We start from the raw sequence: 16,928 nt of genomic DNA on the forward strand, positions 1-16,928 counted from the left end.
GCGGACAGACGGTTCGCCTGGTAGGCCTTTTATTTGGCGTATTCAACAACTCGACGACTCTGTGTATTCAAGTGTTGTAGTTGTTTTCTTGAGTGTACGTACATACGTATCCCATCCGATTGTAGGATGGGATTTTTTGATTTTAAGAGAATGAGATATGAATCGTTGTTGATCGAATGCACTTATCCATTTTTGAACAAAAAAGCTGTTTCATGAAGCCTATTTATATAGAAGTTGCTGAACGGAATTACGGAATGTATAGGTTTACTCAGGGTGATGGAGGAGGAGAAGCGATGCAAGGTCAAGGTAAGTTGCTGGTCATCGGATTTGGCCCAGGCGCGATGGAACATATTACGAATCGTGCACTGGAGGCGCTTCAGGAGAGTGAGGTTATCATCGGCTACAACACGTATGTCGATCTCATTCGGCCGCTATTAAACGGACAAGCGATCGTGCGGACGGGGATGACAGAGGAAGTAAGTCGGGCTCAAGAAGCGGTTAGACAGGCCGAAATGGGCAAAATTGTTGCGGTAATCTCCAGTGGTGACGCCGGTGTATACGGTATGGCAGGTCTAGTCTATGAGGTGTTGATGGAACAGGGATGGAAGCCTGAGAGCGGCGTTGCCGTTGAAGTCATCCCAGGTGTATCGGCTATCAATTCCTGTGCATCGCTACTTGGCGCACCGGTGATGCATGATGCGTGTACGATCAGCTTAAGTGACCATCTTACCCCATGGGATACGATTATTCGGCGGGTTGAGGCAGCGGCATCAGCTGACTTTGTTATTGCACTCTATAACCCGCGCAGTGGGCGGAGAACACGTCAAATTGTCGAGACACAGGAGATGCTGCTTCGTTACCGTGATCCCAAGACTCCGGTTGGATTGGTCAAAAGCGCCTACCGGGATCGTCAGGACGTTGTCATGACTACCCTGGAGGACATGCTTAATCATGACATCGGTATGCTGACCACCGTGATCATCGGTAACTCCTCGACCATGATGTACGAAGGGCTCATGGTCACTCCGCGTGGGTATCAGCGCAAATATACGCTGAATACCGCGGAACAGTCGCTCAGACCTCATGAGCGACTTCGCACCGAAGCCGAGCCATGGTCGCTCGGCGCAAAAGAAGCCCGTGCTGCCACCTCCGGTGAGGCAGCGGGCGTGGACGCGGCTCGCGAAGCGCAAGCCGCGGAGCCCCAGGCGGAGCCAGCCATGCCCGGCGTTAGCGCCGGAACAGGCCTAGCTCCGCAGAGCCAGCCGCCTACCGGTGCAGGAGCCTCTGCTGCGCAGGCATCGCACCCGGCTGGCGGCGGCACCGCCGTGCTTGCTGGCGAGCGGCCAGCGTCAGCGCCGGCAGAAGCCGCGCCGCGCGTAGCGGTTGCTTCGCCGCAAGCGGGCGCCGCTGAGCTGGCGGCGGAAGCGCTAACGCGGCTCGCGGTAGGCGGTGCCCTGGCGGGCGAGTCCGCTCGCCGCTGGCTGGATGCGGCGCCTGCTGCGCCCGGCATGAGCGGCGATGCACCGCAGGCCGCGGTCGCTACGGCGGTGCGCACTGCGCCCGCACCAGGGCAGAAGCCGCCGCTGTTCGAAGTTGGCGTATCGCCTGGCGTCGGCAACAAGAAGTTCAGTGCTGTGCAGATGGCACTGCTCGCACAGTGCGCGAGTGAAGATGGGGAGCTGGAGTATACACCAGAGCACCAGATTATTTTGCGAGTGCCAACCTTTGAGCCGGATCGACTCGTGGATGAGCTGCGGGCAGCGAACTTTATCGTAGTACCGATCGGGGATGTCATTAAAGTGAAAGCTTGTGACTTCTGCGACATGGAGAAGGATGATGCCGTGCCGATGGCTAATCATTTGCAGGCCGTTATTGGCGGATTGAATGCTCCGAAGGAAACAAGCGTTGCCCTCAATGGATGTGGGATGGCTTGTTATGGTGCGGTGCTTGAGGATATCGGTATTGTGTATCGCAAAGGCGGTTATGACCTGTTCCTTGGAGGTAAGAAATTCGGGCGTAATGCTCATCCTGCACAACCCGTGGCCGAAGGCATTGCGGGAGATGAGATTGGCGGCATTGTGGAACGGATTGTCGCAGAGTATCGAGAAAAAGGACATCCGAATGAACGTTTTCATAAATTTTTCAAACGTGTTGGCGTGATTCAAGGCTTCCGTCATGTGGATGCACCCGTTACGGTGGAAGTTAATCCGATCTGTGGCGACTAATTTTCTACGAGACAGAAAAGAACTCACAAGGTTGTAAGTGTGTGTTCAATAAGATCCTTTTTTGCAGAGAATGCAATATAAATCACCTTTCAGTTCGAGCTGGATAGCTCTGAATCGAGTGGTACCAACACGTTGTTATATAGAAGAGAGTATCTGGACTACATCGTGAAATGAAAATGTAGAAACATGCAATTGTTGATGTGCAATGAATGGAACACAAACACTATTTGATGAGATGCCTAGATCCGTAGATCAGGCTGGGGAGGAATTAACCGGAGATGAATGCGATATTGCTGGTGGGACATGGTAGCCGTGATCCCGAGGGAAACCGAGAGTTAATGGAGTTTGCAAACTCGGTGGCAGAGAGAGCACCGAAGAATACGATTGTGGAAACTTGTTTTTTGGAGTTAGCTAAACCAGGTATTGCCCAAGGCGTAACGGCATGTGTAGATAAGGGCGCGACTCGCGTCGTGCTCGTACCCATTATTTTGTTCGCAGCAGGTCATGCCAAAATCGATATTCCAAATGCCATTGACCGTGCCAAAGCGCGTTATCCGCAAGTGGAGTTTATCTATGGCCGTCCTATTGGTGTACATGAGAAAGTTATTCAGATTATGCAGACCCGTTTGCAGGAAGCACAGCCTGTGCATGCAAGTTTGGGCGGAGGAACGGCTGTAGCGACTGCACCAGTAGCTACGGACGAAGAGACGGCGATCCTAGTGCTGGGGCGCGGCAGTAGTGACCCTGATGCGAACAGTGACTTTTTCAAAATGACTCGGATGTTGTGGGAGAAGTTGCCCTACAAGTGGGCGGAGAGCAGCTTTATCGGTGTAACTCAGCCTTCCTTCCCAGATGGATTGCAACGTTGCCTTCTGCTTGGAGCGAAGAAAATTATCGTGATGCCGTACTTCCTGTTCACAGGTGTGCTCATTAAACGTATTGATGAGATGACGGCAGAATTCGCAGCAGCACATCCAGATGTTCAGGTTGAGATCGGAGGATATTTCGGCCTACATCCACAACTGGTGGAAGTGGTGCTGGAACGGGCTAACGAAGGCTTAAATGGACGTGTAGCTGCTAACTGTGATAATTGCCAGTTCAGACTGGAAGCGGCGAAACATCACCATCATCACCACGATCATGACCATAATCACGACCACGACCATGATCATCACCATGACCACCATCATGATCACGACCATCACCATGATCACGGGCATGACCATCATCACCACGATCATGTGCATACACATCACCACGAAGAGACTCATGCACACGATCACCATCATGAACATGCACACGATCACCATTATGAACATACGCACGACCACACGCATGAACATCATGATCATCTGCATGTGCATGCGGAAAATGAACACGAGAAGGCTGATCAGAAGCTGGCGCCTGATTTCCATCACGATCACGATGGCGAGTTACATCATACTCATCATGATCAAGAAATCATTTCCGGTCATCACCATGATGTTCCTTCACATGCCGAGACAGATGAGCAGACAACTAACGCACAGATTGCTGTAGCGGAGGAGCAGGTGAAGGGCTCATGATCTTCATGTTATGTGGAACAAGCGATGCACGGGAGCTCGCATTACAAATTCAGCAGCAAGGTACAGAGGTGCTGACATCTGTAGTGACCGAGAGCGCGGCGAATAGTCTGTCAGAGGCAGGTTTGCCGGTACGCACAGGTCGTTTGATGATTCAAGCCATGGTAGAACTGGTGCAAGAACAAGGAAGTCGAGCCATCGTAGATGCTAGCCACCCATTTGCTGAAGAGGCGCATGCCAATGCAATGGAAGCAGCCAAACAAGCGGGTATTCCGTACATTCGTTATGAGCGTACAGGACTTGCCTACGACGACCATCCGTTGTTACATGTGGTTTCTTCATATGATGAAGCGGCACAGCAAGCGAAAGAGCTCAAGGGTTCTGTGATGCTAACAACAGGCAGCAAAACATTACAAATTTTCACGAAGCACCTGCTCGGAGACCCAGATATTCGTCTCGTTGCTCGTATGCTTCCCCGTCTCGATAATATGGAGAAATGTAATGAGCTAGGTATGGAACAACGCAATATTATTGCGATGCAGGGGCCATTTTCACGTGAGATGAATGAAGCATTGTACAAGCATTACGCCACAACCGTTATGGTGACCAAGGAGAGCGGCAAAACAGGAGCGGTCGATGAGAAAATTCAATCTGCGTTAGAACAGGGTATTCATGTGGTTTTGATCTCACGTCCTGAGGCGGAGTTTGGAACGGTATTTGATGAATTTGAAGGTGTACTGGGTGAGCTGAACCGTATATTGGTGCCATAATCCTCACATATAGAGGTTGTTCCAAAAGTCCGCTTTTGATTACGCGCATATAGTCCAAATTTTCAACATTTAATTTTAAATGAATGAATTTATTTCATAATCCCTTTTAGGAGTGAATGCAGGATGGATTTCAAAACAGATTTCAAACCGCTGACAGTACAGCCACAGGAGATTGAAGGCAAAAGCTTCGAGATGATTACCGAGGAGCTGGGCGAGCATCCGTTCACGGATGAGCAATATCCAGTCGTGCAACGTGTCATTCATGCATCTGCTGACTTCGAACTGGGCCGGAGCATGGTATTCCACCCTGATGCGATCCAAGCCGGAATTGCAGCACTACGTGGTGGTCAATCTGTCATTGCCGATGTACAGATGATTCAAGCGGGAGTGAACAAAGACCGTATTCGCAGCTTCGGCGGAGACGTGCATGTACATATCTCTGATCCAGACGTGATGGAGGAAGCGAAACGGTTGAATACAACGCGTGCTATTATCTCTACGCGTAAAGCAACTCAAGCCTACGAAGGTGGAATCTATGCGATTGGTAACGCACCAACTGCACTGCTGGAACTGATCCGTTTGGTTAAAGAAGGCGAAGCGAAGCCAGGTTTGATCATTGGTATGCCTGTAGGATTCGTGTCCGCTGCTGAGTCGAAGGATGAGCTGCGTAAACTGGATATCCCGTTCATCACAAATATTGGACGCAAAGGCGGCAGCACCATCGTAGTCGCTGCCCTTAACGCCATCTCAATCATGGCAATGAAGGCATAGTTACTGGAAGTAAATCTGCAGTTATATTAACGAATCCTACAGACCTTATATTAAGGATTTTTATCCATTTCATATTCTAATGAACCTGAATAACGCTATTACGGTGAAATGCTTCAGAAACTGGCAGTAACATCGTCTATTTCATGGAATAACGTTGCTATGATTCGTTACAATTTTCGAATGTGCTATGTGCTTCCAATAGCGTGTCCTCGATTCATTACATGCAGATAACTCGATGAGAGCATTGTTTGCCTATAAGATGACACTAAACAGGTAGTTTACGAGGCGGGTAGTGCAAACGCAGGGGTAGCGGAGGGAACGGAATCGATTCTGAAGAAGCGGAGCGTTCGCATGAAAGCTTTCTGAAAGAAAGCTACATCGGAAGCATACGCTTGTCCCCGGATTTCTCCCTTTGTGAAGGGGAATCCAAGAAATCTGGGGACAACAGCGATCGAAAGAACGATCCGTTCCCGGAGCGGCCACCCCGGAGTCTCCCCCTTCTGCGGCAAACGTAGTTACCTCAAGTACATCCAACAATTTAAATGATAAGAAAGGACGGGAGGTCATAGACCATGATGGAGAAGAAACGCATGAAAAGCGGTGAAGCGCCAGACCCCGACAAACCGATGCGTTCAGGCTTCACCACGGGCGCGTGTGCCACAGCTGTTGCCAAAGGAGCAACGCAGTTACTGCTAACCGGAACGGTGCCTGAGCAAGCTGTCGTATCCCTTCCTGCGGGCTTTGACCACTCGTTCGAACTGATCGAACAAGGGCTGGAGGATGGGGTGGCGACCTGTGCCACGATCAAGGATGCCGGCGATGACCCGGACGCCACACATCTCGCTAAGATCATTGCCCACGTATCCTGGCGGGATGAGCCTGGGATGGAGCTGGACGGCGGGATCGGCGTTGGGCGTGTGACGAAGCCAGGATTGCCCGTCCCCGTGGGCGAAGCAGCGATTAACCCTGTTCCGCGCCGGATGATCACCGAAGCGGTAACGCAAGTCCTCGCCGAACACGGCACAGCGCGAGGGGTACGCGTGGTTATCAGCGTGCCAGATGGTGAAGAGATCGCGAAAAAAACGCTGAATTCCCGCCTTGGCATTCTCGGAGGCATCTCGATCTTAGGTACACGGGGCGTTGTAGTGCCCTTCTCCACATCGGCGTACAAAGCCAGTGTCGTGCAGGCGATCTCGGTAGCCCAGGCTTCCGGTTGTGAACATATCGTCCTGACCACTGGGGGCAGCAGTGAGAAATACGCGATGAAGATGATACCTGAACTGCCGGAGGAAGCTTTTATTCAGATGGGCGATTTTGTTGGGTTTGCGATCAAGCACGGCAAGCGGCTAGGGATGAAACGCATCAGTCTGGTCGGCATGCCGGGTAAGTTTGCCAAGGTGGCACAAGGTGTCATGATGGTGCACTCCAAGAGTGCGCCGGTGGATTTTGGATTTCTTGCGTCCGTCGCTCGGGAGACGGGAGCCGGAGATGAGCTGGCGCAAGCGATCGAGGAAGCCAACACGGCGACTCAGGTAGCGGATATGATGACCGAAGCAGGGTATTTGCCCTATTTTGAGCGGTTATGTACATATGCCTGTCGGCACTGTCTGGAGCATGCAGGCGGCGGCATGACGGTGGAAGTGGTCTTGGTAACGATGAAAGGAATGGAACTTGGGAGGGCGGAAATCAGTGAACTTGACGACAACAACTGGAGCAAAGGATCGTAAAATCCACATTATTGGTATAGGCGAAGACGGTGCAGCGGGGCTGACATCCGAATGTTTGGACATGATCCAAGCAGCTAACGTACTTGTTGGCGGTGAACGTCTACTGCAACACTTCCCTACATTTGCAGGCGAGAAGCTTGCGATTAAGGGCGGTTTGAGTGATCTCGTTGTGAAAATAAAAGCGCTTCAAGCCACACACCATGTTGTTGTACTGGCTTCAGGAGACCCGCTGTTCTACGGCATTGCCGGGTATCTGGCGCGTAAGCTTGGCTCGGATCAATTGCAGATCCGACCTCATCTGAGCTCGCTGCAGCTCGCATTTGCCCAGCTCGGCGAGAGCTGGCAGGACGCCGTGCTCGAAAGTGTGCACGGACGCCCGCTCAAGGGACTCGCACAGCGCATCGATGGCAAAGCCAAAGTTGCGCTGCTCACCGATGAGCAGAACAGCCCGGCGGCCATTGCGGCCTATCTGCAACAATTCGGCATGACCGAATATGACGCCTATGTGGCTGAGAATCTGGGCGCAGCAGATGAACGTGCCCGTCATTATACATTGGACGAGCTGGCGGCAGCCGAATGCAGCCCACTAAATGTGGTTATATTGCTGCGCCGCAAGGATGCACCAACACCACGCAAAGGATTTGGCTTCGCGGATGAAGAGTTCCACCAGCGCAAGCCGGAGAAGGGCCTAATCACGAAGCGCGAAGTGCGTGTGTTCAGCTTATCGGAGCTGCAACTCGCAGAGGATAGCGTTGTCTGGGATATCGGCGCAGGCTCAGGTTCAGTAGCTGTGGAGTGTACACGGCTAGCGCCGAAGGGGCAGGTCTTCGCCATCGAAAAAAATGAAGGTGACCTCGTCAACATCGAGGCCAATCGAGTGAAATTCCGGACGGACTTTACTGTCCTTCATGCCAAGGCACCAGCAGGGCTGGACGAACTACCGAATCCGGATGCGGTGTTCATCGGCGGCAGCGGCGGAGAACTGGCGCAGCTGATCGCCCTATGTGCGTCCCGGCTGCGCCCAGAGGGACGCATCGTGGTGAATGCAGCGACGATTGAGACGCTGCATGACAGCATGAAGGCGATGCGCGAAGCAGGCATGGACGCATCAGTGACGTTGCTTCAGACGGCGCGCAGTAAGCCGATTTTGAACATGACTCGTTTTGACGGACTGAACCCGATTTATGTGATTACAGGACAGTATGTTGTTACAGAGGCTATAGAAGCAACAACCGCGGGAACAACAGCAGGAGCGGCAGAATGATCGTTGAAGGACAGAACAAGGGGGATAACAACATGAGCATGGGAGCAGTAGGCACACTATATGGCGTGGGTGTGGGGCCAGGAGACCCGGAGCTGATTACCGTCAAAGCATACCGCATGATCAGGGAATGTCCTGTGGTCGCTTATCCGAAGAAACGCAAGGGTGGTAAATCCTACGCCCATGAGATCGTGGAGTTGTACGTGAATCCAGAAGAGAAGGAAATGCTCGGTCTGATCTTCCCGATGACGAAAGACCCTGTCGTACTAGAACGTGAGTGGGGTAAAACCGTTGAGGCATGTTGGGTTGCGCTGAAGGAAGGGAAAGACGTTGCTTTTGTAACCGAAGGAGATCCGAATCTATACAGTACATTTATTCACCTGGCACGTCTGATGCGCGAGTTGCATCCTGAAGTACCGATTTCTTCTATTCCGGGTATTTCATCCGTACTTGGGGCAGCGGCAGCGCTGGATATCCATCTGGCAGATGGTGACGAGCAGGTGGGTATCATCCCAGCAACAGCGGATAAAGAGGCCATGCGGCAAGCAATTGAGCATCACGATACGATTGTATTTATCAAAGTAGCGAAGGTGCTTGATCTTATGCTGGAACTGTTGGAGGAGATGGGTCTTGGCGGCAAAGCCTCAGTTGTTACTAAAGTCACTTCCCCATATGAACTGATCTGGCGCGATGCCCGTGAACTGAAAGGACAGGAGCTGGAATATCTGAGCCTGATGGTGGTGAGCAAATGAAGACATTGGAACCGAAAGTATATATCGTAGGTGCAGGTCCAGGAGACCCGGAGCTGATTACTGTCAAAGGCTCGAATATTTTGAGAAGTGCCGATCTGGTGCTCTATACCGATTCACTCGTGAATGATGAACTTATTGCTACGGCGAAGCCGGAAGCCGAAGTGTTGCAAAGCTCAGGCATGGATCTGGAGCGTCAAGTTGAGCTGATGACGGAGGCAACACGCAATGGGCGCAGCGTAGCTCGCGTACATACAGGAGACCCGGCAATGTACGGGGCAATTTTAGAGCAGATGGTATTGCTCAAGCAGCAAGGTGTGGACTATGAGATTATTCCTGGCGTTAGCTCGGTCTTTGCTTCGGCAGCGGCATTGGGGGCAGAACTGACTGTGCCTGAGCTGACTCAGACCGTTATTCTGACTCGCGCGGAAGGACGTACGCCTGTACCAGAACGGGAGAAGCTGCGTGACCTCGCATCACATCACTGTACCGTTGCGCTGTTCCTGAGTGCGACACTTGCGAAGAAAGTCGTGGTTGAATTCCTCGCCGCAGGCTGGAGTGAGGATACACCGGTTGCGGTGGTGCAACGTGCCACGTGGCCTGATCAGAAAATTGTGCGTACAACGCTGGCTAATCTTGCTGCTGACCTGCGCGCCGCAGGCATTACAATGCATGCGATGATTCTCGCTGGCTGGGCGCTTGACCCAGACCTTGTGAATCGGGATGCGCATCGCTCCAAGCTGTATGACAAATCCTTCACCCATGGGTACCGCAAAGGAGTGAAGTCCGGTGAGTAATCCATATGCAGCGGTAGCCATCACCAAGCATGGGGTTGAGATGGTGCGCAACATGGCTGGACAATTCCCGGGGACGGATGTTTATTATATGACAAAGTTCGCCCGTGGAGATGAGCAGCAGCTTGGCTACAACATGTTCGAGGGGTCAGTGAAACTGATTCTGCCGGACTTGTTCAAACGGTATAATGGCATTATTTTATTCATATCTCTGGGTGCTGTAGTACGCATGATTGCGCCGCTATTAGTGGACAAAAAGGTGGATCCGGCTGTTCTGGTCATTGATGATCGCGGAGAACATGTCATCAGCGTGTTGTCCGGTCATTTAGGCGGTGCCAATGAGTTGACCCGCCAGGTGGCAGAGGTGCTTGGGGCACGCCCTGTAATTACGACGGCTTCAGATGTGCAAGGGACGATCCCTGTGGATCTGTTCGGTCGTGAGCTTGGTTGGATTGTGGATAGCTTCGATAAGGCTACGCCCGTGAGTGCAGCGGTTGTGAATGAGGAGCCAGTTGCGCTGATTCAGGAGACGGGTGAGCGGAATTGGTGGAAATACGATAAACCTGTCCCGGATCATATTCGTACCTTTCATAGCATGGCGGAAACAGAGTCATTTGCATTCAATGCGGCACTCGTGATTAGTGATCGACTGCTCACCGATGAGGAACAGCAGCGATTCATGAGCAACGGTGTGTTGTACCGTCCCAAAAGTCTAGTGCTAGGCATGGGCTGTAACCGGGGGACATCCTTGGAGGAATTGGAGCAGGAGGTTCTTGCGACGCTTGCAGAACAGTCTCTTTCCGTGAAGAGTGTGCGTAACGTAGCCACCATTGATCTGAAAAAGGATGAGGAAGGCTTGCTTGCGCTATGCCAAAAGTACGACTGGGAGCTGGTTACCTATGCCCCTGCTGAACTGAACACGGTTACCCTACCGAATCCGTCTGAGACGGTATTCAAATATACGGGTGCTTATGGCGTCAGTGAGCCAGCGGCACTGCTCTCCTCTGGGGCAGACCATTGGTTGCTGGAGAAGAAGAAAAGCGGTAATCTGACGATTTCTATCGCACGCATCCCATTTAAACCTTGAACTAAAGTTATATAGATAACCGCATCGGTATTCGGTGCGGTTTTGTTATATCAGTCTTTGTGCACGAAATATGCAGATAAGGTAGGGAATTCATATGATGACAAGCGATAAACAACATGCCACACATGTCAGACCTCGGTTAATTATTGCGGGGACAGGAAGTGGCGCGGGTAAAACAACGGTAACGCTAGGTTTAATGAAAGCTCTCGCTGAGCGGGGACTACGTGTACAGGGCTTCAAATGCGGCCCAGACTATATTGATCCAACCTATCACACGGCAGTGACAGGAAGAGCTTCTCGCAATCTGGACGCGTGGATGACCTCACCGGAGTATGTACGTCATACATTTGTGCAAGCAGCGGAGGGGCAGGATATTTCGATCATTGAAGGAGTCATGGGACTGTACGATGGCAAAGATCCCCTCAGCAATACCGGCTCAACTGCTGAAATTGCGATGGTCACGCAGACACCTGTTATCCTGGTTGTAGATGTTCGTAGTATGGCACGGAGTGCTGCGGCGATTGTGCTTGGGTTTCAACAGTTGGAACCTGAGCTGAATATAGCAGGTGTCATCGTTAACCGCTGCGGGAGTGCAGGGCACTACCAGATTGTAAAGAAGGCGATTGAGCAAATGTGCGACATCCCTGTGGTAGGTTGGCTAAAACGAGAGGATGATATGTCGATTCCAGAGCGTCATCTTGGTTTGGTTCCCGCAATCGAGCGAGGTGAACTTGACCCGTTATTCCAGCGGGCTGCCGATGTATTGAGTGAGGGTACGGATCTGGATTTACTTCTGAAGATTGCAGGTGCAGCGCCTCCGCTGGAATCCAAGAACTACATATCTGAACTTGAGCAGCGGCAGGTTCCTGAACAAAAGAAACAAAATCAACAAAATAAAGAGGTTGAACAGGAGCATCAAGATCATCGAGGACACCAAGAACACCAAGAACACCAAGAACACCAAGAACACCAGAAGCGCCAAGACGATCAAGATCATCAAGCACGTCCTGTCATCGCAATTGCACGGGATGCGGCGTTTAACTTCTATTATCCAGATAACTTGGAGCTGCTTGAAGAAGCTGGCGCGAAGCTTACTTATTTCAGTCCAATTGCGGGTGAAGGTATTCCAGCGGATGCAGACAGCATCTATCTGGGCGGTGGTTTTCCAGAGGAATTTGCTGAAGCTATTGCCACGAACAAGTTGTTTCTAGAAGGGTTGCGTCAGGCTGCACGTCAGCATATGCCTGTGTTTGCCGAGTGCGGAGGTTATATGGTGCTTGCCGAAACGTTAAAGGATCGCCAAGGGGTGACGTTCAACATGGCGGGTATTGTTCCTGCACATGTGCAGATGCAAACCAAGCGCGCAGCCCTTGGATATCGTGAGGCAAGTGCTGTTCAGGATTCATTTTTGCTGGAAAAGGGAGATATACTGCGAGGTCATGAATTCCATTACTCTACGATGACCTATCGGGAAACAGATACGATTCCATATGCCTATGAAACTAAAGGTATGCGAGGGTTGAAGCCAGAGGGATACAATTCAGGTCATATTCTAGCTGGGTACACTCATGTACATCTTGGTTCTAATCCTGAAGCTGCTCACAGATGGGTAGAGCATTGTCGCATGTATCGACAAAGTAAGCAGAAGGAAGTAGAGTGACTCTATCTTTGTTCGATTATCTGAGACTTTGGTCGTGAAGTTGGCCGCTAATCATCAGAATTAAAGGTTTTTGCCTGCATATGTGGAATGACTTAAATACTGCCCAGAGCATCTGTGGATGCTGGACTGGTCAGTAATGACACATATACAATTGACGAGTGCACCTGTGGCTCTCTTGGGACAAACTCTCTAAAGGGTAACAAAATTTCGGGATATGCTTATGAATAATGCGGCTATACTAAGAAGTAGTAGTGAACATGTCCGCGAATCTGAACTATAGGCATAGCATATCGATGATTAGGTATACCGGCCTTACCGTCATGAGGGTTTTGCAGAAGATTAATCTGCTCATTTGGATTTCAAGGGGGACATGCTTTTTCGGTCACTTTACAATAGGGAAATAGAAAGGGGATTACATGTAATGGATCATCGTAAAAAGGCATTATTACTCGGCGATTATACACATCCCGATTGGCACCCGCTTCAGGGTGTGGATGCTGAGATCAGCCGGATTTTTCATGATATTATGACTGTGCAATGCAGTGAGAACCGCAATATGTTATTACAAGAAAATATCACAGGGTTTGATGTGTGTATTTCATATATGGACGATTGGAAGGGAAAAGTCTCTCCGCAGCAAACAGCAGGATTACTGTCCTATGTAAGCAATGGCGGAGGTTTGGTCATTTTGCATAACGGAATCTCGCTCCAAAACCGATACGAACTCAAGCAGATGATTGGTGCCAAATTTTTGCAGCATCCACCGTATGCTCCGCTGGAATTCACGGTCACAGCGGAATCACATCCTGTGACAGAAGGAATTACCGGGTTTACGTTAGAAGAAGAGCCTTACCAGTTTGAGTTTGGTTCTTTCTCCGAAACAAAAGTATTGCTTGAGTACCAGACGGAAGAAGGGCCGAAGCCAGCGGCTTGGGCGCATAGATATGGTTTGGGACGGATTGTGTACTTGATGCCAGGACATCATGTGCCAACGTTTGCCCACGAGACGTATCGGAAGTTGATCTTCCAAGCAGGCAAATGGGCTGCACGTTACGTGTAACTTATCGTTGTATGTTTGTGTTACTTGTGTGTACGGACTTTTTGAACGACCTCTAATAGGGGTATAATATATGCATCAATGAAAGAGGGGGATGACAGGAATGAGCGATTTGTTCAAAAAGGCGATTTCATTAGGGCTAGGTCTTACCGTCGTAAGCAAGGAAAAGATTGAAAAAACAGTGGATGATCTAGTAAAACGCGGTGAACTCGCGCCGGGTGAATCCAAAGCTCTGGTTGAGCGTCTGATGGAACGAGGTGACGAGGAGCAAGGTCAGTTGAAGAGAGTGATTCACGAACAGGTTAAACGTGTGCTGCAGGAAGTGGGCGTACCTTCAAAAGATGAAGTAACAAGTCTAGAGCAACGTGTAGCGCTCCTTGAGAAGAAACTTGCAGAACTGAATCAGACACCACAGCTTCAAACGGATAGCTCCCCTGCTCCACTTGAAGTTCCTCCTCTCAAAGGAAACGAGATCGAGTAGATGGCTGTACGAATTAAACATGTCGGCAGATACCGGGAAATTGCCATGGCGCTGGTGCGTCATGGCTTCGGTTATATGGTCGAGGAGTTGGGATTGTTCCAAATTCTCGCCTTACCCCGCCGATGGATGTCGCGTGAAGCCCACACGACCAAAACACTGAGTGAGCGTATACGGCTAGTGCTGCAGGAGCTGGGGCCGGCTTTCGTTAAGCTGGGGCAATTGGCGAGCACACGGGCAGATTTATTGCCTGAGTCGGTCATTCGTGAACTGGTGAAACTGCAGGATCAGGTTCCGCCATTTTCTTCGGAGACGGCCAGGGGTATTTTGGAACAGGAATTGGATATACCGCTGGAAGAGATCTTCTCCCGGTTCGAGGATACCCCTGTAGCTGCGGCCAGCATTGGTCAGGTGCATTTGGGTAAACTTCAGAGCGGTGAGGCGGTTGCAATCAAAATTCAGCGACCTGGCATCTCACGAATTGTGCAGCGAGATTTGGATATTTTACGCGAATTGACCGCGATGGCAGAGAAGCGCTGGGATTGGATCAAGCAGTATCAGATTCCGCAAATGGTTGAGGAGTATGCACAGGCTCTTATGGCCGAGCTAGATTATACCATCGAGGCGAGAAATACCGAGAAGATCGCTCAGCAATATCAACCGGACAATAAGGTGAAGATTCCGACGATTTACTGGGATCAGACGTCTTCCCGTGTGCTGACGATGGAGTATATCGAAGGAATCAAGCTGAATGACCGTGAACAATTAGTTAAAAAAGGACATGACCTGAACGATATTGCACAGCGGCTGGTAGATTCGTTATTGAATCAGATTTTCATTCACGGCTTCTTCCATGCCGACCCACATCCAGGTAACCTGATGGTACTCAAGGATGGTAGATTAGCCTTTATTGACTTTGGTATGGTAGGAACGCTGAGTGACGAGATGAAGCAACAGCTAGCCTCACTTATTATTGGACTGATGCGCAAAGATACGGACAGTATGGTTCGTTCCATTGAGAAGCTGGGCATGATGCCTGATGATATGGATCTGCGGGGGCTACATGTCGATCTGGACAAGCTTAGAACGAAGTATTACGATATTCCATTCTCTAAGATCAGTGTAGGTGAGGCACTCAATGACCTGTTTGGTGTGGCTCAGCGGCACCGCGTGGTGATGCCTGCGGATATACTGCTATTAGGGAAGTCGCTACTGACGATGGAAGGTGTAATTGAGCATCTCGACCCATCCTTGAGTATTGTTGATATGGCGGAGCCCTTTGGACGTAAACTGATTAAGGAACGATTCAGCCCCGGTAGGATCAAAAATAAACTGTTCCGCAGTGCGGCCGATATGGCAGAGAGTGTGATTGGATTGCCAGGGCAGCTACGGCAGTTATCTTCTATAATCAGCAAAGGAAAGCTGCGTTTGGAAGTCAGTGTGCCTGAACTGGAGACGCTGCTGCGAAGGTTGGATCAGATCAGTAACCGACTATCATTCAGTATCGTACTCCTTGCCTTTTGTATCATTATGGTTGGACTTATTATCGGTTCATCGATCAGTCATCAGGCAACGATGCTATGGGACATTCCAGTAATTGAGATTGGATTTCTCGTGGCTATTCTGATGGTGGCGTTTCTGCTCTATTCGATATTTAAATCAGGGCGGTTCTAGACTAATATTGAAATAAACAATAAGGGTAATTTACACGCTAGCCGCTCCGATGACAGAATAACCTTCCGATCGCTGTTACCCCCAGATTTTTTTGAATCCCTTTTACAAAGGGAAAATCCGGGGATAAAGGCGAACGCTTCGCTTCTTCATGTTATTTCTGTCCTCTCCGTTATGGTGTAAATGTTTAGTTCAAAAATATAGGTAGAACCGTGATTTATTGGGGAGTAAATATTACGAGGCTGTCTCAAAGTCACATAGGCGACTTGAAGACAGCCTCGTAATTTTTATATCAGAAGTATACAAAAATGTTGGTAACCATTTGGACTTTTAGGAACTAGAACTATTACATATAGTTTTCTAAGCCTTTAAAAAGCCTATTAATGCTTATTTATTGGAATCTTTTTGCCATCCAAATTCAGAGTCGATCAGAAATCATGAATGCTGGATGCAAGCTTACCCGAAACCTCGCCATTCACGGCGTGTTCACCGCCGATCCATTGTAGGATGTAACTTCCGCCACGCATTCCTTGTGGATACCCCTCTTCAAAATTAGTCCAGATGAGAGTATCGTGTGCAGCGATTATTTTCTCGAAATAGATTTTATCCGTCTTCCCCTGATGTGTCAGGGTGACTTTGACTGGATGGATACTATTATTTTTCATGATGAGTTTAAGATGTCCACGACCAGCATCTATGTTAAATGCGTTAGAAAATGAAGTACCACCAATGGCTTTATGTTCCCAATCGGCACTTTTAGTGGATGGGTGGGCCTCATCTCCTCCATCCGCCGACGTATGGATCACCGAGTATGTTGTTTCCGTTGGAAGTATGCTGTCTTGAGAGTTGCCGGAATGTGACCTATCTGAGGTGACACCTACAATAAATGTGATGAATGTCGTCATTGCGATGGTCAAAACTAAGATGATCGTTACCCTTTTCTTCATGAATCATAGTCCTCCAAATCGAAAGATATAAAATGGAACAAGGCATGCTAGAGCAGTTTATTCTATAATATGTCAATCGTTACGTGTAATTAACTATAATAGGTATTTTTTATGAATCTAAACCATGGCGGCATAAAGAGCAAGTTATATTTTTTGACTAATTAGAGCA

Annotated in this window: 13 protein-coding genes and 1 pseudogene; 13 read left to right on the plus strand and 1 reads right to left on the minus strand. The window is 49.8% G+C overall.

Annotated features, from left to right (window positions below):
- The first annotated feature begins 293 nt into the window (after positions 1-293).
- From cobJ to ASD24_RS25715, 13 genes and pseudogenes are all read left to right on the plus strand, one after another.
- Entirely contained in the window at positions 294-2,225 is a 1,932-nt protein-coding gene (gene cobJ, locus ASD24_RS25655) for a precorrin-3B C(17)-methyltransferase (protein ID WP_056701992.1), read from the plus strand.
- A gap of 278 nt (positions 2,226-2,503) precedes the next feature.
- A pseudogene (locus ASD24_RS25660) lies at positions 2,504-3,562 on the plus strand (sirohydrochlorin chelatase); the annotation flags it as partial.
- Positions 3,563-3,786: 224 nt separating this feature from the next.
- Positions 3,787-4,557 carry a precorrin-6A reductase gene (gene cobK, locus ASD24_RS25665; protein WP_056701994.1) on the plus strand — a complete coding sequence of 257 codons (771 nt, stop codon included), beginning with the start codon at positions 3,787-3,789 and terminating at the stop codon, positions 4,555-4,557.
- A 123-nt stretch (positions 4,558-4,680) separates the two neighbouring features.
- A complete protein-coding gene (locus ASD24_RS25670; RefSeq protein WP_056701995.1) occupies positions 4,681-5,328 on the plus strand; it encodes a precorrin-8X methylmutase in 648 nt (215 codons plus the stop codon).
- A 575-nt stretch (positions 5,329-5,903) separates the two neighbouring features.
- A complete protein-coding gene (locus ASD24_RS25675; RefSeq protein WP_056702223.1) occupies positions 5,904-7,055 on the plus strand; it encodes a cobalt-precorrin-5B (C(1))-methyltransferase in 1,152 nt (383 codons plus the stop codon).
- Positions 7,018-8,319, plus strand: a complete 1,302-nt coding sequence (gene cbiE, locus ASD24_RS25680; RefSeq protein ID WP_235540849.1) for a precorrin-6y C5,15-methyltransferase (decarboxylating) subunit CbiE — start codon at positions 7,018-7,020, stop codon at positions 8,317-8,319. The genes ASD24_RS25675 and cbiE overlap by 38 nt, the downstream gene beginning before the upstream one ends.
- A 32-nt stretch (positions 8,320-8,351) precedes the next feature.
- Complete coding sequence (gene cobI / locus ASD24_RS25685) at positions 8,352-9,068, plus strand: precorrin-2 C(20)-methyltransferase (protein ID WP_082560573.1); 717 nt, start codon at positions 8,352-8,354, stop codon at positions 9,066-9,068.
- Positions 9,065-9,862, plus strand: a complete 798-nt coding sequence (cobM, locus tag ASD24_RS25690; RefSeq protein ID WP_056701998.1) for a precorrin-4 C(11)-methyltransferase — start codon at positions 9,065-9,067, stop codon at positions 9,860-9,862. Before cobI ends, cobM begins: the two co-directional genes overlap by 4 nt.
- Positions 9,855-10,946, plus strand: a complete 1,092-nt coding sequence (locus ASD24_RS25695; RefSeq protein ID WP_056701999.1) for a cobalt-precorrin 5A hydrolase — start codon at positions 9,855-9,857, stop codon at positions 10,944-10,946. Before cobM ends, ASD24_RS25695 begins: the two co-directional genes overlap by 8 nt.
- Before the next feature lie 97 nt (positions 10,947-11,043).
- Positions 11,044-12,606, plus strand: a complete 1,563-nt coding sequence (locus ASD24_RS25700; protein WP_056702229.1) for a cobyrinate a,c-diamide synthase — start codon at positions 11,044-11,046, stop codon at positions 12,604-12,606.
- A gap of 421 nt (positions 12,607-13,027) precedes the next feature.
- Positions 13,028-13,666: a ThuA domain-containing protein gene (locus tag ASD24_RS25705; RefSeq protein WP_056702001.1), complete on the plus strand. Its 639-nt coding sequence runs from the start codon at positions 13,028-13,030 to the stop codon at positions 13,664-13,666.
- 100 nt (positions 13,667-13,766) lie between these two features.
- Positions 13,767-14,144: a phasin family protein gene (locus ASD24_RS25710; RefSeq protein ID WP_056702003.1), complete on the plus strand. Its 378-nt coding sequence runs from the start codon at positions 13,767-13,769 to the stop codon at positions 14,142-14,144.
- Complete coding sequence (locus ASD24_RS25715) at positions 14,145-15,815, plus strand: ABC1 kinase family protein (RefSeq protein ID WP_056702004.1); 1,671 nt, start codon at positions 14,145-14,147, stop codon at positions 15,813-15,815.
- A gap of 425 nt (positions 15,816-16,240) precedes the next feature.
- On the opposite strand, the gene ASD24_RS31165 is transcribed toward ASD24_RS25715, so the two are convergent.
- A complete protein-coding gene (locus tag ASD24_RS31165) occupies positions 16,241-16,759 on the minus strand; it encodes a hypothetical protein (RefSeq protein WP_056702006.1) in 519 nt (172 codons plus the stop codon).
- Positions 16,760-16,928: the final 169 nt, after the last annotated feature.

The organism is Paenibacillus sp. Root52 (genome assembly GCF_001426865.1).
Classification (GTDB): domain Bacteria; phylum Bacillota; class Bacilli; order Paenibacillales; family Paenibacillaceae; genus Paenibacillus.